Origin of the sequence: Baaleninema simplex PCC 7105 (assembly GCF_000332355.1) — a bacterium.
GTDB classification, from domain to species: Bacteria; Cyanobacteriota; Cyanobacteriia; order Cyanobacteriales; family Geitlerinemataceae; genus Baaleninema; species Baaleninema simplex.
Map to the genome: position 1 here is coordinate 616,598 of NZ_KB235962.1, position 24,925 is coordinate 641,522.

Below are 24,925 nucleotides of genomic sequence, written 5' to 3' on the forward strand. Positions count from 1 at the left end.
CCTTTTCGGGTAGGTCGAGTTGGTGCTGGACTGGGGCGTCTGGCTGAGTTAGAGGTGAGGTTGGGGGGGACGAGTCTAACTTAGGCGCGATGGGAGTGGGTTGGGTATCGCTGTTGCTTAGAGGTTCTGGATTACCAGCTTTAGTTTCAGTTTCCGAGGAGTCAGCAGTGCTATCGATCGCCGACTCCTGAATGCTGGGAGTGTGCCGTTGAACGGAAGGGGTATCTGGGGACGTTGAAGGGAAGGGCTGTAGGGAGGTGGGGGGTGGCGAAGTTCTCGGTGCAACTGAACTGCCATCGGTAGAAGACGGTGCAATGGCTTTAGATTCGGGAGATGCTTGTACGGGGGGGACAGAAGGCTCTCCCGCCTCACCTGAAGGTGAGGTGGAGGGGGCTAGCTCCTCAGTGGAGTTCGGAGAAAGCTGAAGGGGAGACACACCTAAGTTAGCGGGTAAAGTCGCTGAATCTTCGAGACTTTCCTCATCGACGGCGGGGGGAGCGTTAGAGCTTTCAGGGGACGGAGACGACGGCGTGTTTCGCTGTAGGGGAACAGAGGGAGGATTCAAGCTTGAGGGAAGGAAGCGACGAGCGGTTTCGAGGATTGAAGGATTGACGAGGGATCTCTGAGGAGGGGCAATAGAAGGGAAAGACGGTAACAAACCGGCCGAGGCAATTTCTTGTAAGGGGAGTGCATCGAGATCGGGAACGGTCGGTGTGGGTGGCGAGGCGTTGGTGGGAGTCGATAAGTTATCGGAAACCTGCCGTTCGGAGGGAAAGCCGGGAAAAGCCGGAAAACTGGGAAATTCCGGTATTCCCGAACTCGGTAACTCTAATAACGGCGATCGCGAGGCGGCTCCTAAAGCCTGCAACTGGCCTAATGGAGTACGGCTCGCCAACAGTGGTGTCGAGCCTAACCAGGTATGCTTGCCGAGAGGCGGAAGTTGCAGCATCGAGGGAATTTCTAGTCAGAAGTTAGAGCGATTGCCAAAAGGCTGAGTCTTTAGGGAAAGGCGGGTTAGAGCGATCGCGATGTCTACCCACAGAGTCGTTGAGTCTTAGCCGCGACCGCTAACGTCTATCCCTTCGTAAGCCAAGGTTAACTCTTCGATCGCCACGCTATCTGCATCGGCTTGAAGGGCGGGAGCTGCCCATTTGACGGCGATCGCGTTGTGTAAATACCAGGATTGCATGGTTTCGCCAGCGCGATCGAAGACTAAGATGTTGACGTTGCGTCTCTCGGGGCTTTGAGTTTCTAGGGTCTTCTTCATCCAGTTCCAAAATGTCAAATCGTTCGTGACGCCCCGTTTGAGTGTCACTTCACTGAATTTGGCTTGACCGATGAGAAGATGTTGGCGATTATTTTGTCCGCCCTCGAAATGGGGTTCGGCGGGAATATCAACGCTTAGCCCAGAACACTCGGAAAAGCAGGCGGTAATATTATTATCTATTTCCACGTAAAAGCAATTTGACAGAACGTAATTCAAGGCGTGTGCTGTCATTCGACCGTCTGCTGTTTGAGAATAAGCGTTTTCTAAGTTAGCTTTGGCGCCGTTGTAGGAATTAACCATGATGTTTTTTACGTCAGTTTGACACTCCTCAGCTATCACGGCGTGAGGATTCTTCCTTCAGCGATCCGACTTGCTCTGACAGGTTTGCACCAGCCAAAGTAGCGGTCAAATCTCCAGAAGCGTTCACCTCGACTGCGCTCGGTGAGCGAAGCCGAACCGAAGTTCCGGTATGCCCTACCGTACTCAAGGCAGCGTTCAGGATGTTGCGTGCGGCGTTATGGTCTCTGTCTAACTCACAACCACACTGACAAACATGGGTTCTCGTCGAAAGAGATTTTTGAACGATCGCACCACAACTCGAACATTTTTGAGAGGTATAGGCAGGATTCACCGCCACGGTAATCTTGCCAAACTTCTCTCCAAATTGTTCGAGCCACTTCCTAAACTGATACCAACCCGCATCGTGAATCGACTTGGCGAGACAGTGGTTTCTCACCAGATTCTTAATCCTCAAATCTTCGTAGGCCACCAGATCGTTAGATTGGATGACGCAACGCGCCAGTCTCTTGGCGTGTTCTTCACGTTGCCGACTTATTTTGAGGTGTACTCGCCCGAGTCGATTGACGGCTTTTCTTCGGTTGGCAGAGCCTTTCTGTTTTTTGCCCACCCTTCGGTGAGCGCGTTTCAGCTTTTTCTCGGCGTTTCGGTAAAACCTCGGGTTCGGTTCGCATTCTCCGTTTGAATCGGTGTAGAACTTCTTGAGTCCGATATCTAAACCCACAGTATTTCCTGACGGTTCGAGTGTTTCTCGAACCTCGACACTAACGCAGAACTGAGCGTAATAGCCATCGGCTCTGCGAACCAGTCGAACCCGTTTGATTTGTTCTGTACTGTAAAACGCCAAATCCCAAGTTCCAACCAGTTTTAGTCGTCCTATATTTTTCTTATCCGTAAAGACAATATGCTTGGGGTCGAGTAACTTCCAACCTGAAGTTTTATACTCAACGGAACGACTGTTTTTCTTGAACTTGGGATATCCTTTTTTGCCAGGAACAGACTTGCGACAGTTCTCGAAAAAACGAGAAATTGCCGACCAAGCGCGTTCGGCTGAGGCTTGACGAGCCGTGCTGTTGAGTTCTCGGGCAAAGCCATACTCTCGAGCCAGGACTCGACAGTATTTGTTGAGGTCGTATTTGTTAACACCTCGGTTATCTATCCAATAGCGCAGTGCCTTGTTGCGAACGAACTGTGCAGTTCGGATCGCTTCGTCAATCGCTGCGTATTGGTGGGGTTTACCTTTGACTTTGAACTCGAGAACAAGCATCGTCGTTTGACTTGATTGTTCTAAATATTTTAGCACAAAAAACAGGATTGTCAAAAGCCGCCCTAGAAGGCTTGCCCTGCTCGCACTGCTTGCACTGCTTGCACTGCTTGCACTGCTTGCACTGAGCTTGTCGAAGTGAGCTTGTCGAAGTGAGCTTGTCGAAGTGAGCTTGTCGAAGTGAGCCAAGTCGAAGGGGGCGGGGTTTTAGACCCAAATTTTTTGATAAACAAAATAAGCAAGCGATTATTTACCCCAATAATTAGGTTGGCGATCGCATTGATTTCGGATATCTTCAGCCAACAAATCAAAGACGAGATCGCTCAGCTTTCTCAACAAAATTGGATCGTCAAGAATTTTTTGGATGTCTCGGTCTTGGTGTTGGCGATGGGAGGGAGGGGGGGGTGACACGATCTGGATTCTCTATTCTAAGGGTGGTTAGGGAAATATACGGTCAATCGTCACAGATGACTTTACGATCTAGAGAGCTGACATCGATCTTCTCCATCGGGAAACCGACAAGGCACTAAACCGAAAGAGCGGAATAAGCTTTGGGCTTCGTTAGTCCGAAAGAGATCGGCAATCATTGAGGGGGAATTGTCTGACGTATCTGTACTGCTTACGACGACAGCATAGCTCAACGGATATGATTTTGCTGTAGAGGTCGGTGCAGCCAATGCCTCAAAATTCGCCCAGTATCCACCTTTATCATCGCATAACTCAGTTTCTGGCGTAATCGCTCGGTTGTAAGTGTCTATCAAGGGTTGGACACTGGCACTATCTTTAACAATGGCTAAAGGATAGATTTGGCACTGCCCAAAAATCGCACTAATCGGGGCAACTCCGATCAGTAACTCTTGAGAGTTAACTATTTCACCGATATAATTATTTAGATCGGAAGCACGATTATCTGCTAGCTCTAATGAAGTTTCATCAAGACGCGTTCCACTCAATAAACTTTCAAGCAACATATTGAATTCTGGGTTGGGAGGTAGTCTTAATGAAATTTGCAGTTTTCCCCCATCTTCCTGGGTAACTTCTATGGTTCTTTGTTCGTATAAATCTTGTAAAGATTCAAATGAAATTTCACCAAAATTGTTTTGAATTGATAACTCATGAGAGACAAAAATAGCTAAGCCATCATAAGCAACGACCCGATCTTCATTTTTGATTTCAGGTAAAAGACTTGCCTCTAAAACGATATTTTCACCCTCTAAAGACCGATCGATTTCACGTTCTAGCCAATTCAGTTTAGGGGGTAAGTTTTGACCCTGTCGAGCTTCTATCTCTTGTTGAAGCAAGGGTACAATATGGTTGACGCTTTCTGAGTAGAGTATATTAACGCTGGAAGTTATTGAAGCATAAACTTCTTTGATTTGACACTTATAGGACGCCTCGCTATTTCGATCGAGCGAACATTGTTGGCTAAATTCATGTAGAGATGGAGTTCTGACTGTAATTTCACTCAGGCTAACATCTCGGAGTGATAAAACAATTCCCAATCCACTAAAAAACAAAACAATCAGCAATACGACAAGTTTGAATCTCTTCGATTGAAACCTAGATTTAACTTGTGGTGGAGTAAAAGAGGCTGGAAGCAATTCCGAGAAGGAATCAGGCTCTTGAAATTCTTGCTGCGGTATTTTTAAGTTTCGTAGCTCTTTATGCGCTTCCTTGCAGCTTGTGTAATAGCCGCTTGCAACTCGGCTAATATAGTCGTAAAAAATTGAATTTTGAAATTTATATTCATCCAAGATTAAAGACTTTATCGTTTGACCGACATCTCTAATGTCTTTACGCTTTTCGAGATCGCCACTTTTACGAAGTTTTTGTTGATTTCTAGTAATAGATATTTTTGAAGTAACTTGTCGGCGATCGTGATGGGGTAGTGCAATGGGCTTATGCCATAATCCCAACTGCCATATATAAACTTTTTCATCTTGAGAAATTAGAAACGATTGAGATGAAATATTTCCGTGAGCGATGGATAAGTTTTCGGGATACTGGAGGCGATTATGTAAATGCTCTAGACTTTGCCAAATGTCTTTAAGCATACCATCGATCTGAATTGGACTCATTTTTTCATGATTTTCCAGAGTTTTTAAATTGGTATTTGAAATATGGGTTGCTTCGAGGTCGTAAATAATATAAATGAAATGGGGTGTTTCAGAATGATAGATAAACTCGCGAGGCAGTAAAATACGAAACTTAAGTGCTTCGTCATACTCTCGATCTAAATCTTGAATCTTCTTATTCAAGGATTGAAACTGACGATCGCTTTCTTCATAGCGATCGCGCCGCACTTTTTTAATTAAAATTGGTGTCGAAGTAGTTTGTTCTTGCTGAGAATCTCGAGCCTGTTTATAGCCGCCATAAATATATTGTTTTTCAACTTGTGTTCGAGATAGATCTTCTGCTAAATTCTCGGTTGCAACAATATAGATAAAGTTGAGACCCTCTAATGTGGTTTGCTCGAGACGTTTACCCTCATTAACCTCGTCTCTTCCTGTGTGAGTGGAAGGTTTAGTCTCATCATTTAAAGGCTGAGAACTGTGACGCTCTTCAGAAGCTTTTTTTTCGGGAGGATCGCTAGCGTTGAGCCAGTTATTAAATCCTTGACGTATTACCCGCCAACAAAAAGTAATGGGATTACTAACGAAGCTGTTGACTTGTCTAGCTTGCTGCGCCGCCTGAATAAATGACTGTCTTCCTTTTTTGATTTCTTTTCTTAAGTAACTAAAAGCCATTGTTTTAAGATGCTATGATTTTGAGGACTTTAGAGCGTTTCAGTGGTATTGGATAATTCAGATATTTTTCGTAATAAGCGATCGCGCAACTGGATTGCTTCTGAGTATTGAGGATTGAGCTGCAACGCATCTTCAACGAGACTTAAGGCTTCGTTCAAGCCCGTGATGTCTTCAGTAGATTCATCGGTTAAAAAATCAGCCCAGCGGTATAAGGTATTGGAACGAGCGAACATTAAGCGATCGCTCGTCGCGGAGTCGTCGGAATCGAGCAGTTGTTCGGCGCGATCGAGGATAACGATAGCTTCAGCATACTCACGATTTGCAGTTAAAGCTAGTCCGTAATTATATAAAGCCGCAAATGAATTGGGTTGTAACTGTACAGCCTTTTCAAGACTTTCTTTGGCTTCTTGACAACTGACAAAATCTTGACAAGTTCCTTGCAGCCAAGCAGCGCCTTGATTGAGATAGATACTGAAACACCTCTGATTGTGACGAGCTTGGGCTTGGGTTAACGTATCTAAACGATTACCTTGTCCTAAAAAGAAGTTGCAGGCTGAGATAACTCCATATCGATCGGACTGTGCCGAAACATTCGACAATTCCGGAGCAAGATAAAGACTATAAGTTTCTACAGCCAGATCGTAAGCCTGTATCGCTAACGAGAAGTTACCCAGTTGGCTGAAGATACGACCGTAGTTAAACCAGGCTTCAGGGTAGTTACAGGCAATTGCTTGGCGAGCTTTGCGATCGGTCTCTGCGAGCGAGACACCGATCGAACGAATACTTTGAGGACTCAGAGCGAGTTGAGCGTAGAGTCTGGCATCTTCATATCGTCCTAAGTGCCACAAACTAACGGCTTTGTTGTTTAAGGCTCGCCGATAGCGATCGAGATTGCGGTTAAAGTCTTGTCTGGCCCGAGCGCGGAGAGTGCCAATTTCCGAACATTGCGCTAACGGCTCCTCTGGAATGGGAATCAGTCGAGGATCGACGGTGGGAAAGTCGGTCTCGGTGTCGAAAGAGAGCTTGGCATCTGGAGCAGTATAAACTTGGGTTAAAAGATTGGGGTCGTATAAGGCGATCGCCCGTTCGACAGACTCCAACGCTGCTTCGTACTCTCCCAAACCAATGAGAGCTGCACTACGCTGGTTCCAGGCTTGAGCGACGTTTTCAATCGTCCAGTCGAGATCGCCATCTAAGGCCAGATCGCAGGATTCGAGAGCGGCTTCGCTATCTCCTAACTGGTTGAGAACCTCGCACCGATAGGCTAATGTCCGCGAGGACTCTGGGATCAGTTCTAAGGCTTCGTTATAAGAGGTGAGAGCTTTCTCGGGGCGATCGAGCGTTTGCAACAAAATCCCCTGATCGACCCATGCTTGTGCAAACTCGGGATCGATGGCTAACGCCTGCTCGTAAGCGTTCGCGGCCGCTTCTAAGTAGCGAGCGTAGCGGCTAAAGTCGGGCTGACGATCTGCCCAGGCGACCAACACTTTCGCTTTGTGCGCCCAAGCAATTGCAGGAGTGAGGTCTTCCCAGTTACGATTTCGGGCGATCGCCGTGTCGCAACTGGCTAAAGCCGATTCGTAGAGGGCATCGAAGAGTTCCCCTAACTCACCCTCAACGCTTTGCCCAGAAATCAGGGCTTTGAGCTTTTGCACGCGACCAATTTCGGTGAGGGATTCGCAGTGTTGCGCCCAGGCTAAGGAATAATTCGGCTCCAGGGTCAGGGCGCGTTCGTAGGATAGACTGGCATCGTCGAGATCTCGCAAAATGTCGTCCAGGTCAGCGATCGCGGCTTCAGCGTCATAGGTTACTAGGGCATTTTGTGGGTCGGTGGCATTGTCATCGAGGATCGTTGGCTCTCGACCAGCGACGGCAATTAATAACTGCTCTCGTAAGGCTCGAGTCTCTCGGATGCGAAGACGCGCACGATCGCGATAAACCAAGGCTCGGATACGCCACGCCACTGCCGGAGAGCGATCGCCCCAGTTTCCATCCGCTTCTAACGCTCGTTCACAGGCGGCCAGTGCCAGTTCTTGGCGTCCTTCGTTCAGTAAAATTTCGCATTGATACATCCACACCAGCGAATAGTCAGGGTTGATGTCGAGAACGTGGTTGTAAGAGGCGATCGCTTCTTCGGAGTTACCAAGATGGCGCAAGGCATTGCCCCGACTGACCCACACGGGAATCGTGCGTCGCTTGCGTCCCGGCCGAATTTCGATAGCGGTTTCGCAAGCATCTACAGCTTCGGGATATTTTTCGGCACGCTCGAGTTCGTTGCACAAATCAGCCCAATATTCGTAATCTTCGATCTCAAAGTCATCGACTTGGCGTTCTTGGGCAGCTAAGGGAACAGCCAGGAAGGTCAGTCCAGCGATCGCGGCGATCGCACTGCACCGTCGAGATATGGATTTCATGAGTATCCCACAGAGAATATCAACGGCATCGCATCGAGCAGAGTCAGTTAAGTTATTTTTGTGGTAGTAATGAGGAGTAATGCTACTTTGGTTTTTGAATCCTTGCCATGCAAGGATTGTAACTGCCCAGCATCATTAGAGTGCAGCACTACCCATTCTTCTTCTTGATTTCGATGATGTTTCAACCCCATGGAACTGCTGAATCCATCTCATAACGATCTACAACTACTATTTTAATAGTATCATTATCCGTCGTCTCAAAAGCGATTTAAAACCTATCGTGTTGCTGTGCAATGTTCATGGAATCAGTGTATAAATTTCCTGCACGGCTAAGAACAGTCACGAAATCGTAGGCAAAGACTCGAGCGTCTGCAGATACAAATCTAGCATACATATTCGAGTTTATGCTATAAGAGCCGTTGGTTTGTTCCTGATGTCGATCGAATGCTTCAAATTCCATTTTCAGAAAGCTATTCCCCAAGTCATCTGAGGAGTACAATGCATAATGAACATTAGTTATAAAATATGGTACAACAAGTCCGTGTCGTTCAGCTACCTCTGCTGGAAAAGTTCCTAAAATACTGAAGACCTTGACAACTGTCTCAAATTTTCTCTCCTCCTTCGTTACCTCGCCATACCCATTAGCTGTTTTTTCCCAATACTCAAAGTAAATTACTGGAGACTGTAGCACTTCTGGATGGGGGGGGGAGAGGAATACCAGTAGGAAAAGAGGCGCGATCTGATATGATTTGAAGATTGTTTTGTGCCTGTGGGAGAGACAAAGAGTCTATAATGCAGACTGAACAAGAGTTACAGCCCGTTGACCCTTGAGATAATTGACCCGTTTTTGGGGACATAACCGTATAAATTCTTGAGCGGCTTCAGCAAAGACTTCAAGAGAGTGCAACCAAGCTTGCGCTCGATTCCCCGTATAAAAATGACTATGTCTTTTATATTTACGCTCTTTTTCGGCGGGACGAACGACATAATCCTCGCTCCTTTTTTCGCAAATTTTGATGCCCGTTAAAGTGTCCTCCACGTAAGCCAAAGAGATGAGGAGTGTCAAAGCTACAAAACGTTTTCCTTACAGCTATAGGAACTTTCATCTTATCTCACCTCTCCAGCTTAAACTTTTGTCAGTACATCAGTAATCTGGCACTACCTAAATATGGCATTACCTACTCTCCATAATTTAATATTAATATGAAGACATGAGCAAAAAAACAAAAACTTCCAAATATAATTCCTGTCCAAGTGGGAATCTTATTATCAGGACTCAACCGTTTTTGTATTAAATATAAAAGCATAACTAAAATCAGCATATATCCAAAAAATCCGACGATTAAGGCTAAGTCTGGATTTTGATATTGATACGCTCCTCTCACTCCTACATCAGTAGGATACTTTCTCCCGGCAGCTAACTGACTTAGATATAGAGAAGCCATACTAGATCCGAGTATGGCGGACACAGAAATCAAAACGGTTAAGAAATATTTGGCAAACCTCCGAAGCGATCTATACATTTTGGGTCGTAACGAACAGTAATACTACTTTTACTCTTGAACCCTTGCTAAAGGAGGGTTGGGATTTACCAGCATCACTAGAATGCAGTACCACCCATTTTATCCAGGGGTTGTCTACCGTCACTAAGTTATTTTCAACGCCTCTACCTAACGGCTATAGGAACTTTCATCTTATCTCACCTCTCCAGCTTAAATTTTTGTCAGGACATCAGTAATCTGGCATTACCTACCCTCCATAATTTAATACCAATAGAAGGATATGAAACAAAACATAAGGAATTCCTAAAAATGTTCCGATCTGATACGGAATCTCATTCTCAGAGTTTAACCGTTGTTTAATTAAGAATAAAATGGTGGGTAATATTATGATGTATCCGAGAAATCCTACAATAAAAGCTAAGTCTGAATTTTCATATCGATGAGTGAGTCCTATTCCTGCATCAGTATGATACCTTCTCCCAGCGACTAGCTTACTGAGATATAGAGAAGCCATACTAGATCCGAGTATGGCGGACACAGAAATCAAAACGGTTAAGAAATATTTGGCAAACCTCCGAAGCGATCTATACACTGTTCTCATCATGTTATATATTTTCCCCTCTTTCGTTGATTAAATTTCGTCTTACATATTCAAGAAATTTGTCTAACATTGTTCCTGTATAAGACCAGGATCTGGGCGGTCTTCTATGTCCAGTAAGCATTGTAATTTCTGCACTCAACTTTCCATAGAAGTAAAGGTCACAAAAGTTATTAATTCTCTGTATAAGCTGATTTCGATCGGCTATCCAGACTAGTCGATTTCCTTCTGAGACAACGAACTGACTCAACCGGCAAAATGTTTCCCAGCGTCTGCTTTGTCCAGGTTGAACACTTCCTTGCTCTCCAAGGTAGTAGCGTCTTAAAACTACTGACAAAGGAGAATTGTCCCAATCTTTAAAAAGTCCGAAACCATCAGCATTTCCTAATAAATCTTCTTCAGGAGCAGAAGCATTGTAATAAGCATCAACATTGGGACTTTCTATATCTGCCTTGACCTCGGGATGTGGTCGATCGTTCATCAAATGATAAGACATCCACACAGAGGAAATCCCGATGTCAGCTACCCAAGAAGCCGGATCGATAGTGGGAACATTATAGTCAGTGAAAGGAGAAGATGAACCTGGATGGATTAGAGCGTCTAAAGTTAGTAGTAAGTGTCCCAAATCAACTTGTTCGCCATTTTCAAGGAGAATATAAGGGGATGGGTTATCTCCTTGTGCATTTTCATCAGCTTTTGCAGTTAAGCGATCGTAGGTTTCCTGGCTAACCCCACTTTGTCCGAGTATTCTGAATTCCCCTTGACTTTCAGATTGCGGTCTAACTATTCGGCGTTCGGTGTACTGAGCCGCACCCGCCCTAATGTTTGCTCTATTAAGTCTTTCAGTGTTGTCAGCATTGGGTAATAACTCATCGAATCCAAGGTAGCTGTAGTATAACTGGCGAATTCGCGTAACAATTTGTGCAGGAGTATCATCAGGGTAGCTTTCCTCTACCTCTTCTACTAAATCGATTAACCTTTCTATACCAATTATTGCTTGAGGGTCTGTTTGACCTGCAGATGCTCGATATGAAGGATCTACTAGTTGATATTCCTCTTCTCCCTTCTGATTTTTAGATTGTTTAGCCTCAGCTTGCTCGCGAGTCAGAGGCAGATCGGAACGCTCGGGAAAAGATAACCCTTCCATCGAAGGTTGGTTCAAAGCGTCCTTTTGAGATGACTTGGAATTCGATCGAGAGCTTTGGGGGACGTGAGCGTCGGAGGTTTTAGACGATGGGGGAACACGCTGAAACTCAGACATACTTGTTGGACTCCATAACTCAACGGATCTATGTGACTTCAATACGATAAGTAAAAATTATTTTAAATTATCGCGAACCTCATATCAGCTTATCTTCTTGCAAGTCTATCAATTATAGTAATTTTCTTGGGATCGAGACAAATATAATATTAACTTTTTTAAAGAAATTATGTTTTTTTATACTTTACATATTTTAAACCTTAGCCAAGCTTACTAAAATTTAGGATAGAACTTGAAATTTACTTTAATAAAAGTAACTTAAGACGTTAAGCTAAAACAATTAATCAGGTTTTGACCCCAATCAGGAGTTGCCCAAATGGACGAAGCCACCCACCTTGCTGAATTGATGGCAGCGATCGATCGACTACGCAATTTATTACGAGACTATATCGATATCGATCTCGATATCTCGACCTCATCGCCGATCGATTTGTTTTACCCCCTCAAAAAATCGAAATTCTCGGTCGCCAAACCCCGCCAACCCAGTCTCCCGAAGAACTCGCCGATCGCATTTGGGAAAACTGCCGCCTTCACTCTCGCCAACAACTCGATCGTCTCGCTCAACGAGTTGAAACACCTCTCAACTGGGACGATCTCGTCTTACCGCAAAACTGTATTTCTCGCTTAGAAGAAATCGTATCGATCGCCCGGCATCGCGCCTCAGTTTACCATCAATGGGGTTTCGCCCAAAAAAATTCGAGAGGCTTAGGCTTGTGTGCGTTATTTACCGGACAAAGTGGTACGGGAAAAACGACCGCCGCTGAAGTGATTGCCAAAGAACTCAACCTCGACTGTTATCGCATCGATCTCAGTCAAATTGTTAGTAAATATATTGGTGAAACCGAGAAAAATCTCAAACAGATTTTCGATATCGCAGAGACTGGGGGTGTCGTTCTGTTATTTGATGAAGCCGATGCTTTATTTGGCGCTCGCGGACAAGTTAAAGAAGCTCGCGATCGATATGCTAACCAAGAAGTGAGTTACCTCTTACAACGACTCGAAACCTATCCCGGAGTCGCCATTTTAACCACCAACCTCAAAGATTCGCTCGATACAGCCTTTGAAAGACGATTGAAGTTCATTATAAAATTTCCCTTCCCCACCCCTGAAGAACGAGTCAAAATTTGGGAGAAAGTCTTTCCCCCTCAAACCCCTACCAAAGGATTGAACTACCGGCGTTTGGCTCAATTAAGTGTTGCTGGGGGAAATATTGCCAATATTGCCTTAGATTCGGCTTTTCAAGCTGCTCGAGACAGAGAAGCCGTACAGATGAAACATCTCTTGGCGGCGGCGAGAGCGGATGCCGAACGCACACAACGGATACTCACGGATCGCGAAACGAACAAGTGGATTAGTGGTTTGTAAAAAAAATGATTGAACTATACCCTAGTCTAGACATAAATGGCTTTTTAAATTACTCTGAAGAGATCGCAATCGGGAGTCATTTATAGCAGTATTAAATGGTTGGTAGCAAAATCCCATGTTGGTAAATTGCCATATGAGATCCCCGGCATCTTGGAGATGCCGGGGATCTGTAGAGAAAATCCGATCTTTGAATAGAAATTTCAACAGGTAAATTTCCACAAATGAAGTAGGATTGCTATGATTTTAATCTTCAGGTTTCGATCGACACTAATTTGATGCAAGAGAATTCGCATTGCGGATAGGGTGTGGTTCAGAACAAATTTCTGAAAGATAAATTTCCAATTTCAAATTTCCGCAAAAAGAGATCGATCGCTTGCAGAGTCTAAATTAAATAGAGGAAACAACCGATGAAAAACATTATAACTGTTGGCTTACTGTCAATTTTCACCGTTATCGCTTGTCACGACAGCGTTTTAGCCCAATCTAACTCTCAAGAATATCAGATCTTTGCTGACTGGTGCAGAAATCGAGAACAGTTAACGCCAGAAGCGAGACATACTGTTGAAGTGTTGTTAGAAGAAGCTGAAACGCTAGAATGCGATCGAGCTGAAGAGATACTCGCCGATCGAACTCAACTTTGGCTTGGTGACAATTCAATCGAGGATCTAACGCCATTAGCGAGTTTCACTCACTTGAAAGAGCTGATCCTTATAAGCAATCCAATCGAGGATCTAACGCCATTAGCAAATCTTACTAACTGGCTCTTCCGACCTTGGTGTGTAGGGTAAATGCTTGTAGCCTGTATCTGGCAAGGGATTTCTCGATTTGAGCTGCCTTTTTATACAGTTTAGCAAAAACTCTTATACTGTAAGGGTTTCAGCGATTTCTTGCATAGTAAGTTCGGAAGAGCCTACTAACTTAACCAGTTTGGTCGTTGTTTTCAGTGCCGTTCGAGATATAACTCCGTTAGCCAACCTGATAAACTTAACCCATCTTGACATTTCTCATGGGTAGTGCTGCAATCTAATGATGCTGAGCAGTCACAATCCTTGCGTGGCAAGGATTCAAAAACCAAAGTAGCATTACTCCTCATTACTACTCAATATTTCTCCGCAGCGCGAATCCACCTAGTTGGGTCTTCTGGATTTGTGATAAAAAAAGGTATTATAGGGCTTACTGAGTAAAGCCAGAAACTGGACGAAGAAAGGGTTCCCGCATTTTGGAGCTCGAGAAAGTGCAAGACTTTGGATAGGGAGGTATCTCTAGACTTAGCCCGCTCGTTTTCTCTCCTCTGGAAATTAAACAAACGATCGCCAATTCTCCCAACTGTTCCCCGATCCGGTGTTTCCTGTTCCCAACCTCAACCAACCATCTTTTTCAGCAAACCTTATTATAGACTACATAAAATCGAATCTTCGATCTTTGAATATCACGTGAGCTGGATACCGAAAATCACCGTATATCCAGAAGACCCACCTAGTTAGTCCCAGTTAATGCAAATTCAGCGTGAACAAGCACATTTCAAAAATTATAGTCTTACTCAGTTTTAGTCTGAGTTTTAATTCGGTCGTCGCACCACCTGTTCGAGCCAACCGTCTCGAGCGTCTTCTCGAAGAGCGAGACTGCCGCCGTTGCGACGTCGATGAGGAAACGTTAAGAGATAGCTATTTTCGCGATGCCGAGTTAGACCGAGTTGACTTCCGCGACAGTGACTTGCGCGGAAGTGATTTTAGAGGTGCGGATTTAAACCGGGCGGATTTCATAGAAGTGGATTTACGCCGTACTGATTTTAGAGGTGCGGATTTACGAGAGGCTGACTTACGGTTAAGCGACTTGCGCGGCATGCGGGTGGATTCAGAGTTATTACCTCATAAATGGCGAAGAGTCTGGGAGATTGTTAACGAGCCTCAGACGGGTCGATTTCTCGAAGGGGAAGATTTGTCGGAAGCCAATTTGGAGCGATCGCTCTTAGATGGAGCGATGTTAAACGGAGCTGACTTACGTGAGTCCATCCTCAATAATGCAAGGCTATGGCAAGCTCAGTTAGATGAAGTTGACTTACGAGAAGCCAGTCTCTTCACCAGTTATCTTCGTGAAGCCCAACTCAGAGGTGCCGATCTACGGGAGGTCAATTTAAGCTGGTCGAATCTTATCGGGGCGGTGTTGAGTGGGAGCGACCTACGAGAGGCACGTCTGTCTCATGCAGATTTGCAAGGCGCAACGTTGGCTTGTTGGCAAGTTGAAGATGGTGACAGCGAATGTACGGATTTACGTCGCGCCAATCTATTTGCTGCCAATCTCGCATCCGCAAACTTGCAGGCGGCCGACCTACGTGATGCTAATTTAAGACAAGCGATACTAACGGGCAGCAATTTACAAGGGGCGAATCTCCGAGAAGTAGACTTGCGAGGGGTCGATCTCGAACAGGCCAACCTCGCTGACAGCGACCTGCAAGAGACCGATTTGAGCCTGACGCGGTTAGCAGATGCCGATTTGAGCCGAGCCGATTTACGAGATGCCGTCTTGGGTGCAGTGAACTGGGGTTCGACGAACCGACCGAAGACCCTACGCAACGCGAATTTGTCCGGTGCTGAGTTATCCGACGCCAATTTATCTGAGATTGACTTTGAAGGGAGTCGTTTACGAAACGCTCGCTTAGAACGAGTCAATTTAGTTGCATCTCAGTTGAGTTATGCCGATTTGCGCGGGGCAAATCTACGCAACGCCGAGCTAGCTGAGGCGAACTTAAGCGAAGCCAACTTGGCCAGTGCGGATTTACGCGAAGCCAATCTTGAAGGTGCGATCGCCATTGGAACCAACCTGGAAAATGCCGATTTGCGGGAAGCCAATTTGAAGCATATCAATTTGACTGGGGCAAACTTATCGGGCATCGATCTCGCACACGCCGATCTTGAGGGAGCGGTTATCGATCTCGATATCATAGAACCCGGACAGTTTTGTGGTTCGATTTTGCCGAATGGTCGTCCAGCTCTTCCTTGTGACATTCGCACGCGAGAACGCAATTGGTAAAGTTTTATGACAGTTTGGGGCGATCGCCGTAAAAACACCTCTGTGTTTACCGATATCTAAAGGAAGTCCGTCGTCTTACCAGGGGGTGAGTTAGAACAAAGATTAGTTATCGTAGGCTTAAGCGATCGCCGCCTTGTCAGAGATCGATCGCGAAACCTTCGATCTAAAATTCTAACCAACTTGCTAGACTTGTCTGCAATTTATAGGAGATCGGGCGACAGGATGCGATCGCTTCAATTCACCTATAGCAGAATCATTTGAGTTGTGAACGCACTCTGTAGTTGGGATCGCCGTGCTACAGTACTTTCAGATTACAGGATTTCACGAATCGGTTGGGCTACTATAACACCGATCGACTTCTGCGCTTGTGCGTGTCATTATTAACTACCCTCGTTCCGTCTTATGACTTCTCCAGCTTTTCCCTTTCCCAATTCAAAACCTCTTTATGAAGTTCATGTTTATGATGGCTTAACAATTGATGCAGAAAGTTGGCGTAACGAGCGCTACTATCACCAACACCGACAAAATATTCATTATCAGTCTTTACACGAGCCGGGAATTGTTTCGGGGTTAGGAGTACGAATTTTAAGCCAAGAAGAACTCGATGAAATTTTACCCAACCGATTACGGACAGAGGAACTAGGAAAAATCGATCGATGGGTTGAAATTGAGCCGGGAATCGCCATTGACATTGAAGGAAACCCCATTGTAATACCTCGAGAACCTAGAGAAAACCGTTGCTTTTCACTTCAAAATCCTAGAGATCTAGAAGACGGAGAGGCAATTGTTTACCTCTATGTCAGCTTTAACAAAAAAACAGCCGACACACCTCATGAGAAATCCGACAAATATTTTGATTCACAGCCTAAAGAACCACTTCTACAAGAGTCTTTTGGGATCGACCTACAAACTCAACCTCTAACCGGAAAAGAAATCGAGCTGTGTCGGCTACGTCTGCAAGCCCGTAATAACGAGCTGTCAATCCCTGCTGATTTTTTGAATCCACAAATAAACGAGCTAGATTTTCGCTATCGACGCTCCGCTCAAATTCGTCCGCTGAAAACCATCCGAGTCGGCGTACTTGAAAATCAAACATTAGAGGCAAACTTTAAAGGAAAAGAAGTCGAACGCGAAGTGTCCAGCTTTCAAGATTTAATGACGGCTCTAGATGCGCTGTATCCAAAGCTATATGGAATTCCAGAGATCGATCGCATCTTGATGTTGTCAGAACGCCACTTTCAAGTGCGATCGCTCGATGCGGCTGGGCTTTGGAGCAATATAAGCTCACAAACCTCTGAAGAGGTTGCCCAGTTTTATGACGTGCTTTATTTAGGAAGCTCCTGGCAACAAACGAGCTTATCCGAGGATAATATTCACCTGCTCAAAAACTACATCCAAGCTGGAGGTATGATTTGGCTAGAAATCCCTCAAAACCTCGAAACAATACCTATTTTATTAAGCATCGAAAATCTTCAAGATAGTCGCCTTTCCCTAGATAATGATAACTGGAAAACTTTGGACACCCAACATCCTGCTCGCACTCAACCCTTTGCTTTTCAAGATTTACCCGAAGGAGAAGCATCTCGGTTTATACAACTACAAGAATGGGGTAACATATTCCTCTGTGAAGGTCAGCTTTCCTTAGCATGGGGAGCCTCATTTTATTTAACCCTAGATCGTGCCGAAGTTCGTGCCTGTCAAGAACTCGGAATCAATATTTTGAATTACATTTGGCAGCGGCGTCAAATGCAGCGATTATCCAACTGGTGATGTTTAATGAATGAGTCAGCAGCAAGAAGGGGGGTTCTCAGTTTGAGGTAATCAGTGATTTATACCCTGTTAAAACTCTTGCTGTAGGGGCGAACAGCCGTTTGCTCCTACCCAAATCTTGTATTCAGTTCAACAAATTACACCGTAATATGAGGAGACCCCAAGAATTACAAATACTTGATGTTTCCTGCTTAACTCAAATTTTTGTTCGCACAGCAAACTTCAACCCAAATTGAGAATGTACCGTGACCCTATTGTGGAAGTTATTCAACCCACAAATGCCTTCGATCCGGAAAACACATTAAATCCAGAGCATCCCAAGCGTTGTGTCTTTGAAATTCAAGTTACTAATGTATCCGATCGCTTTCTGAGCTTTCACTTACGAGCCTATCCCCAAGGGGGCGAAGAATCTGACTTTCGGCATTGGTATAGTCTGACGCCTCGGGTTTGTGCCAAAAAGCCTCCGGGAACTACTACAAATTTCACCTTAGAAGTCATTGACAGTCCAGTTCCTGGTGCCGAGGGAAATATTCCCTTAACTTTTGAAGTTCGAGCGTTAGAAGACCAGCGTTGTCGAACGAAAGTCATCGGTAAAAACCTTGAGGTGAAGGCGGGACGATATCTCAACTTCGATTTACTCGCTCCCAACCATGAAATCCGGGTCGATCCCAACCAACCAATTTATCTTCCGGTTAAAGTCCGCAATACTCGCAAGAAAAGTGTGGAAGCCACATTCCGCTTGACATCCATTAGCTTACCGGAAGATTGGATCGACCAAAATGAAAGACTCCTTGAGGTTGGGCCAGATAGTTGGAAAGAATTTGACTTTTTGGTGAACGTTCCAGAAATTTCTAAGACGCAAGGTGAGGGGCGGTACGAGTTTAAAATTGAGATCGTTAAACCTAAACTCAGCAGAGAAGTCAGTCAAACTGGTGTAGTCGTTGTCAATCCTATAGGAACAGTTGACTGGAAAATCCCCAAACGCAGTTTAGTGTTTCCAGACGATCGCTCGTCAAGTGAAACGAATTCCGATAAGCTCGCCAAAAAGAAAAATCATCAAGCCGTTGCGTATCCCTTTGAAGTTGTTAATTTAAGTAATATCCGTCAGAACTTGGTTTTTTCAATTGTTCAGACCGACCGAGCAATACCTGAGACAGAACCGCCACCAACCTTGGTTTCCAATACCGAGAAGGGGTCTGAGAAAGAGCCACAGCACAACGTACACTGTCAAGTCGATCCGCCGAGCTTGACGTTGGAGCCAGGTGAAAAATCTCAGGTAACTGCTAAGATCTCGAATCTTCAGGAGCCAAGCTGGTGGGATCGATTGCTTCATTTCGAGATAAATGTTCGCTCGTTAGATCGTGCGATAGACAAGCTGGAACCTCATCATACAAGCTTTTCAAGCATTAATTTCTCACCGAGTAACACTCAAATTCTCCACTTAACACTCAGGCTACCCACTTGGAAGAAAGGGCTGATTGGTTTGCTCGTTGTTTTGTTGCTTGGAGCCGTTCCTCTCGTACGCTACTTTTTTGCCAAACGTCACACCAATACCATCAACACAGTGAGTTTTGTTAGTGACGGACAGCGAGTAGTAAGCGGATCGAGCGATACGAATGTTTTTACCTGGCAGGTCAACCGTCGATTGGAGAACTGGTTTTTGGGCTGGAAAGGGGTTCGCTGGACTCGCGATCTGCCAATGGGCGATAAAGTCCGAGTGGTCCGCGATCGCCCCACTGCCTCTAGTAGCTCGGAGAATGCAATGGCGGCGGCGGGATTAAAAAATGGTGAAATCTTAATTTGGAATCCGAATCGCGAAGATATTCCACCATTATCGTTAAACAATAGGAACGATCGCAGTTTCAAAGCTGATAATGTCTTCGATCTGCAATTTAGTAACGATTCTCGGTATTTATTCAGCGCTCATGGAAGCGGTCGAGTTCGCAGTTGGGATTTACAGAATGTAGACCTCGAAAATAGTTCTACTCTGGAAATCGAACCCGTGGAATTGTATCTCGATCGCGATCGAAAAAGTGCCGCCTACGCGATCGCTGAAACCTCAGGACATCAGATCTATGGCAATCCAACAGATTGGCTGATTGTGAGTGGTGAAAGAAACTCACTGTGGATTTGGGCTCGACAAACTGAAAATTTCGATGCCAATAATGATGCTGCGATCGTTTTCGACCTGTCATCGGCATTTCGAGAAGAACGAGTGAGTGATTTTCAGCCAACTTATGGAAAAAATGATTTTGTCACGAGCTTAGCCATTCAAGATGAAGCTTTGGTGAGTGCGGACACACAGGGTTACGTTCGGCTATGGAGCTTAGAGCGAATGCGCCAATGCTTGAAGACACAATCTTTAATATGGGATAAAGATAGCGATGTTGTCATCAATGCCTCTTGTAAAAACAAAGCTGGATTTGAGGTCATTCAATGGCAAAATCGCGAAGTCCATCAGCAACGTCCCGTGCGCTCTGTGGCGATTGCACGTTACCGTCAATGCTATTATTTTGCCAGTACCGGTGATGACGGTCGAGTTGCACTTTGGTCTTTCGATGGAACATTTGCACCGGCTAATGAAGCCGAATTAGTTAAGATTCTTTATCGCCGATCTTCCGCACCTTTAAATACTGTCGATATTGTGGCCGATATCGATACTAAATCTATTTTAGTGGTGTCGAATTCCGCTAACGGTAGAGTTCAAATTTATCGTCATAGAGTTGCCGATGCAAGTTGCCAATAGCCCCCTAGTCGCGACCGTTAATCCACACGCTGAAGTTCGCAGAGGACAACCCTTTGAACTTACTGTCACTGTGGCGAATTACGGTCTCAAAGATGAATCTAAGATTAGTGTGTGGTTAGAACCGCCAGTTAACGATCCCCTGTCAGAAGCTCTGATAGAAGCTTGGAGCGATATGAATCGAACGGGGCAAGCGACGACGCTGGCTCTCAATCAATCGCACGAGTTTCGCTTTCAATTTCGCATTCCACCGCAGACCGTCGCCGAACTCTATCGATACGATATTTTTGTTGACTCGCCAGATTTCGGTCAGCAACCTCTGAAGTTACGCCAGCAACTTCGAGTGGTGACTTCAGCCGAGGACGATGTTCCCGGTTTGAGCGTGATGCCACCGATGCGTCGGGAAAATCCTCATAAAATTCCGGCTGGTCAACCGACGGTGATTCAGGTTCAAGTTGAAAACTCTTCGACTCTCGTCGAGAGCTATACCCTAGAATGCGATCTTAATGAGGATTGGTATTACGTTAAGTATCCCAATTACAATGATAGTTTAAAGCTGAATCCCAATCGTTCCGGTCATGTCGAACTGGTCTTACATCCTCCCGACAGTGCAACTTCCGATCTGATTTATAGTCCGACTTTACGTCTGTCTTCTAATATTAAAGGTGAAGTTGTTACTGATATTGTTTATTTCCAAATCGAACGATTTTATGGAATAAACAACGAAGGAATTTCACTCAGCCTACAACCCCAAAAGCTACATTTACCTCGCAGCAATGATGAAGCTAACGAATCGTCACGCCAACCCGGAGAAAATCGCCAAAATTCAACGATTAAAGAAAAGTTAAATTGGGGTTGTTTTGAAGTTAAGCTGGATAACTGTAGCAATACGAAGCGATCGTTTTTTATTAAGACGCTATTTGAACCTGAAGGTGCGTGCGATCGCTTGTTTGTCGATCCCAAGCTCGGTCAAGCGATACAATATCCAGTTCCGATAGAGTTGTCACCAGGCCAGTCTAAAAATTTTCATTTGTGGGTTAAGCCAAAAAACAGAAAAGCACCACTACGACGCAAAGAACGACAGTTTGAGTTAATCTTAGAACTCCAAAACGCTCAAGGTTATGAAGATTATCCACTAAGCGATCGCCGCTATTCGGGAACTATTGTCTGGAAACCGACACCGGGCTGGATTTGGTTTCTTTTAATTGCGTCCTTAGTAGGCGTCTCTTTGTGGGTTGCCATCTGGTTACTCATTCTTCTGTTTCGGCTCCCGCCACAACCCGAAATCACAGAATTTAAAATTGATAAATCACAAGTTCAACCGGAAGAAGACCCTGCCGATGAAACCTCAGAAACAGCGGAAGCATCAGACCGCCCCCGTTTAGTTCTCGACTGGAAAATTGAAGAACTCGAGCAGCTTGATAGTCTCTTGCTGACTTACAAAGATACGAGCGGTCAACCTCAAGAACAGCGATTTGTCTTTGGTCAAGCAGAAACCCAAGCCGACGACTCGACCCCGTTCTGGAAATTCTGGGGTCAGTCATCATCCTCGCAGTCAGAAACGGAGAATGCGATCCCTTCAGAATTGCGAGACGTCTGTCCGAATAGTACGGACACCCGTTTGATTTGTCGTTATCCCGTTGCCAATATCGATCTCAATAAAGGATATACCTTTGAACTCAAAGCCTTTCCCAAAGACGATCGCACTTTGTTTGGCGTTCGTAAGCGCAGTTCCGAAACAGCAGCGGATGTAGAAACCACCGAGACCGTTTCGTTTAACGCGCCGAGAATTGAGAACTTAACCGCGCAAACTGCCATTGAAAATACGGTGGAAACCGTGACCTTAAATTGGCAACTGGCGAATCTGGATGAAGTCTCGAAAGTGGAGGTGACAGTTCGCGAACAGCAGGGGAGTGCCACGGTTTATCGCTATCGGTACGCGAACGACAGCTTTACGCCAATGAGTGAAACCTCCAATGGTACGTTTCAACTCCAGTGCGACCAGCCAGACCCTGAATCTTTTATCAACACAGACGCAGAAACGCCCTCAGCCGACCCCCCTCCTTCAGCAGACTGTACCTGGAACGCGAGAGCCATTCTCGACCCTGGCATTTATACATTTAAGGTGGCGGTGTTCTCGCAACGGGACGAGCGCGTGGCGGTGGACGAGCAGGAAACCGAGGAAACGGCGTCGCTGACGGAACCCAAGATTCAGCGTTTTACCACGACAGAGACGAGTTACGCGATGGGCGAGCCGGTGCGGGTCAATTGGACGATTGACAATCCCCAGCGAGTGCAGTCTATTTTGTTGGCACGTAAGGCGGCGGACGGCTCGGAGGTGGAAGACCTACCCCCGTTAGAGTTGCCGGATAGTCCCCAGCAGTTGTTCGACAATCCCCCGGTGGGTTGTCGGGCAGAAACGGAGTCAGATACGCTGCAATTGGTGTGCGAGGGGATTGAGGTGGGAGCGTACCCTATCGGCGAGTACCGGTTCGAGCTGACGGTGGTTCCGCGTCATGCGGCGGGAACGCCACTCACGCAAGAGTCGCGAGCGGTGACAGTGGAACCCACCCGAGTGGGAGGAGGTTCTAGTGCGTCAGCAGCAAGGGCTGGCGGCGGTGCAGGTGCGGGAAGTGCGGCGGCGGGTGAGGACGTGCTGTTTATGCCGGAGAATCTGGAACTGTCTGTTGACGGTAAGCCTGTAGGCGACGATCCTCAGCCCTTTGTCTACGCCCTGGGTGAGAACGGCGTCCCCAGAACCGTCAAGATTGCCTGGAACGTGAATGCGAACGGGCGAGATGTGACGGTGGAGTTATTGCCGATTCCCGGCATTGAGGTCAATCCGAGCGGTTCTTTCGCCTATCCGTTGCGGGAGGCTCCGGCGGAAATTACGGTGACGTTGCGGGTCACGAACGAACTCGGGGAGCAGGCGACGCGGGTGGCTGTGCTGCAAACCTACCGCTCCAGCGGTCAGACGGTCTCGCCATCTGCACCGCCGGGGTCGCTGGGGGTTCCTGAATCGGTAAATCCTGAGTCGTTGCGCCCCTTCGAGGTTCCGCCCCAGGCGAATTAGTCCTCGTCTTTCTGGGTGTCGTTGTCGGAGGTTTCGGTTTGGGCGGCGTCCGGGGCGGTTTGGGCGAGTTCTTCGTCTTGGGTTTCTGGAGCCATTGCCGCTTCCGGGGCGTTGGGGTTCTGGGGTTGTAGGGGATCGCGGGTGGGCAGTTGGCGCTCTAGGATATGGTAGGCGTCGGGGGGGAAGGGATGGGTACTGCGATCGCCCGCCATGTTCTGCCGAGCCTGCCAGTTGAAGGGGTCGGTGGCGCGTTTCCGCAGGCGATCGCGCTGTTTCTGTTGCGCCCAGGTGCGGGGTCGGTTACTGGTTTTGCGGGGGCGAGTTCGGCGTTTCATGGCGGGTGTCGGGGGTTAGCTGGATTCGGCGGTTTCGTTGGTGTCGTCGTCGTCTTCGAGGTCGCTTTCGACGAGGGCGATCGCTTCTTCGGGAGTCTGTTCGCCGTTGATGACGGCTTCGATCGCGGGGAGGTATTTGTCCATCATCAGCAGGTTGGTGTAGAGGAGCTGTTTGATGAGGGCATTGTCGAGTTGACTACCTTCAACGTCGATGCTGGTTTTGTAGCGAATTTCGCCATCGCTGTAGTCCATCTCGAAGTTGCCGATGACCATGCCGTAGTTGGCGCGGGTGAGGAGTTCGGCGATCGCGGGGCGTTTTTCTGGGGGGACTTTGAGGGGGGCGAGGGAGTAGATGAGGAGTTGTTCGTCTTCTTCTCGAACTCGGCCGATACATTTCCATGTGCCGTTATCGCCAGAGAATCTGAGCTTTACAGCTCTCTCATTCTCTATGCGGGTAAAAGACCAGTCATCTTCAGTCAAAAAGAGAACAAGAGCTGCGAGTAGAGATTTGGTCGTGGTGTCGGGGGAGGACATCAACTCCATTGTCGATTTGGAGAGTTCCTCGATCGCAGCAGTAAGGCGATCGTTGGCTTGTTCGACTATGCGATCGAGCTCCTGAGCCATGACCTGCTCGACTTCTTGAAGAGCCGTTTCCATAGCTTCAGACTCAGGGATGTTGTGATTGTCCTTACCTCTGACAGAATCACTTGAAAAATCATGCCTTTCCATATGAAGTAAAACTATCTTTACCGCCAATCAAGTATTTTCTTACTAGATAAAGCAATCTTAATTGCTTTTTTGCGAGCGAGTTACGATCCTGAACCCTATGCGATCGTTTCGATGGTAGCATCCAATTGATACTTACGTCGAACTTGGAGGAGGCCATTCTAACTGAAGACTGTAGATTCTTTTGGGGCGAGAAAAACTCCACGCAGAAGGAATAACGTCAGTCAGCCACCAATTAAAAATATCTCGTCTTCCTTCAGAGCCTGGAATAATAAGCAGGTCATACAAAAAAAAAGGAGGTATATTACAGATTATAAAGTGTTTCCCCAGAAAGGAGTCAGAGGTATGGGAGCCAGACTGAGAGTGTTTCTCAACCGTGAAGAAGAAAGAACGCTCTGGGAGATGAGGAAGGCAACGACGGTGAGTCAGCGAGTCAAAGACCGAGCCGAAGCCGTTCGTCTGAGCCACCAAGGGTGGTATGTCGAACAGATAGCCGAGCACCTGCACCAAACGGTCAAGACGGTGAGGAAAAC

Annotated in this window: 19 protein-coding genes; 8 read left to right on the forward strand and 11 right to left on the reverse strand. The window is 46.3% G+C overall.

The genetic code is table 11. The features are described 5' to 3' along the window. The 9 genes from GEI7105_RS38940 to GEI7105_RS0128240 all read right to left on the reverse strand — a co-directional run. Positions 1–949, reverse strand: a 949-nt coding sequence (locus GEI7105_RS38940; RefSeq protein ID WP_202804474.1) for a hypothetical protein, incomplete at its 3' end; no start/stop codon positions are given. Positions 950–1,054: 105 nt separating this feature from the next. Further along, entirely contained in the window at positions 1,055–1,567 is a 513-nt protein-coding gene (locus GEI7105_RS32940) for a contractile injection system inner tube protein (RefSeq protein ID WP_017663704.1), read from the reverse strand. 28 nt (positions 1,568–1,595) lie between these two features. After that, on the reverse strand, positions 1,596–2,831 hold the full coding sequence (locus GEI7105_RS0128215; RefSeq protein ID WP_017663705.1) for an RNA-guided endonuclease InsQ/TnpB family protein: 1,236 nt from the start codon (positions 2,829–2,831) through the stop codon (positions 1,596–1,598). Positions 2,832–3,074: 243 nt separating this feature from the next. Further along, positions 3,075–3,239 (reverse strand): hypothetical protein, encoded by a 165-nt coding sequence (locus GEI7105_RS38945; RefSeq protein WP_158413287.1) that lies wholly within the window; start codon positions 3,237–3,239, stop codon positions 3,075–3,077. Positions 3,240–3,301: 62 nt separating this feature from the next. Next, on the reverse strand, positions 3,302–5,575 hold the full coding sequence (locus GEI7105_RS0128225) for a protein kinase family protein (protein ID WP_017663707.1): 2,274 nt from the start codon (positions 5,573–5,575) through the stop codon (positions 3,302–3,304). A 29-nt stretch (positions 5,576–5,604) separates the two neighbouring features. Continuing rightward, entirely contained in the window at positions 5,605–7,989 is a 2,385-nt protein-coding gene (locus tag GEI7105_RS0128230) for a tetratricopeptide repeat protein (protein ID WP_017663708.1), read from the reverse strand. A 268-nt stretch (positions 7,990–8,257) separates the two neighbouring features. Further along, positions 8,258–8,680, reverse strand: a complete 423-nt coding sequence (locus GEI7105_RS0128235; RefSeq protein WP_017663709.1) for a hypothetical protein — start codon at positions 8,678–8,680, stop codon at positions 8,258–8,260. Positions 8,681–9,167: 487 nt separating this feature from the next. Then, a complete protein-coding gene (locus tag GEI7105_RS38080; protein WP_144054090.1) occupies positions 9,168–9,434 on the reverse strand; it encodes a hypothetical protein in 267 nt (88 codons plus the stop codon). A gap of 662 nt (positions 9,435–10,096) precedes the next feature. Further along, positions 10,097–11,251, reverse strand: a complete 1,155-nt coding sequence (locus tag GEI7105_RS0128240; protein WP_017663710.1) for a hypothetical protein — start codon at positions 11,249–11,251, stop codon at positions 10,097–10,099. Positions 11,252–11,666: 415 nt separating this feature from the next. Here GEI7105_RS0128240 and GEI7105_RS40225 point away from each other — a divergent pair, with 415 nt between their 5' ends. The 7 genes from GEI7105_RS40225 (at position 11,667) to GEI7105_RS0128275 (ending at position 23,331) form a co-directional block, all read left to right on the forward strand. After that, the gene (locus GEI7105_RS40225; protein WP_026098032.1) at positions 11,667–11,978 is read left to right on the forward strand and encodes a hypothetical protein; all 312 of its coding nucleotides are present in this window, start codon (positions 11,667–11,669) and stop codon (positions 11,976–11,978) included. 83 nt (positions 11,979–12,061) lie between these two features. Further along, positions 12,062–12,715: an ATP-binding protein gene (locus GEI7105_RS40230; protein ID WP_017663712.1), complete on the forward strand. Its 654-nt coding sequence runs from the start codon at positions 12,062–12,064 to the stop codon at positions 12,713–12,715. A gap of 407 nt (positions 12,716–13,122) precedes the next feature. Continuing rightward, the gene (locus GEI7105_RS32945; protein ID WP_017663713.1) at positions 13,123–13,503 is read left to right on the forward strand and encodes a leucine-rich repeat domain-containing protein; all 381 of its coding nucleotides are present in this window, start codon (positions 13,123–13,125) and stop codon (positions 13,501–13,503) included. A 718-nt stretch (positions 13,504–14,221) separates the two neighbouring features. Then, the gene (locus tag GEI7105_RS34120) at positions 14,222–15,745 is read left to right on the forward strand and encodes a pentapeptide repeat-containing protein (protein WP_017663714.1); all 1,524 of its coding nucleotides are present in this window, start codon (positions 14,222–14,224) and stop codon (positions 15,743–15,745) included. Positions 15,746–16,147: 402 nt separating this feature from the next. Continuing rightward, positions 16,148–17,515 carry a hypothetical protein gene (locus GEI7105_RS0128265; RefSeq protein ID WP_017663715.1) on the forward strand — a complete coding sequence of 456 codons (1,368 nt, stop codon included), beginning with the start codon at positions 16,148–16,150 and terminating at the stop codon, positions 17,513–17,515. Positions 17,516–17,771: 256 nt separating this feature from the next. Then, on the forward strand, positions 17,772–20,261 hold the full coding sequence (locus GEI7105_RS0128270; protein ID WP_144054092.1) for a WD40 repeat domain-containing protein: 2,490 nt from the start codon (positions 17,772–17,774) through the stop codon (positions 20,259–20,261). Positions 20,262–20,331: 70 nt separating this feature from the next. Continuing rightward, positions 20,332–23,331 carry a COG1470 family protein gene (locus tag GEI7105_RS0128275; RefSeq protein ID WP_144054093.1) on the forward strand — a complete coding sequence of 1,000 codons (3,000 nt, stop codon included), beginning with the start codon at positions 20,332–20,334 and terminating at the stop codon, positions 23,329–23,331. Here GEI7105_RS0128275 and GEI7105_RS40235 read toward each other — a convergent pair. Next, positions 23,328–23,666, reverse strand: a complete 339-nt coding sequence (locus GEI7105_RS40235) for a hypothetical protein (protein ID WP_017663718.1) — start codon at positions 23,664–23,666, stop codon at positions 23,328–23,330. The two genes, GEI7105_RS0128275 and GEI7105_RS40235, sit on opposite strands and share 4 nt — an antisense overlap. Positions 23,667–23,681: 15 nt before the next feature. Beyond that, a complete protein-coding gene (locus GEI7105_RS35705; protein WP_017663719.1) occupies positions 23,682–24,323 on the reverse strand; it encodes a type III secretion system chaperone family protein in 642 nt (213 codons plus the stop codon). Between the two features lie 414 nt (positions 24,324–24,737). Between GEI7105_RS35705 and GEI7105_RS38950 the strand changes: the two genes are divergently transcribed. Beyond that, a partial coding sequence (locus GEI7105_RS38950; protein ID WP_017663720.1) for a helix-turn-helix domain-containing protein occupies positions 24,738–24,925 on the forward strand: 188 nt, incomplete at its 3' end.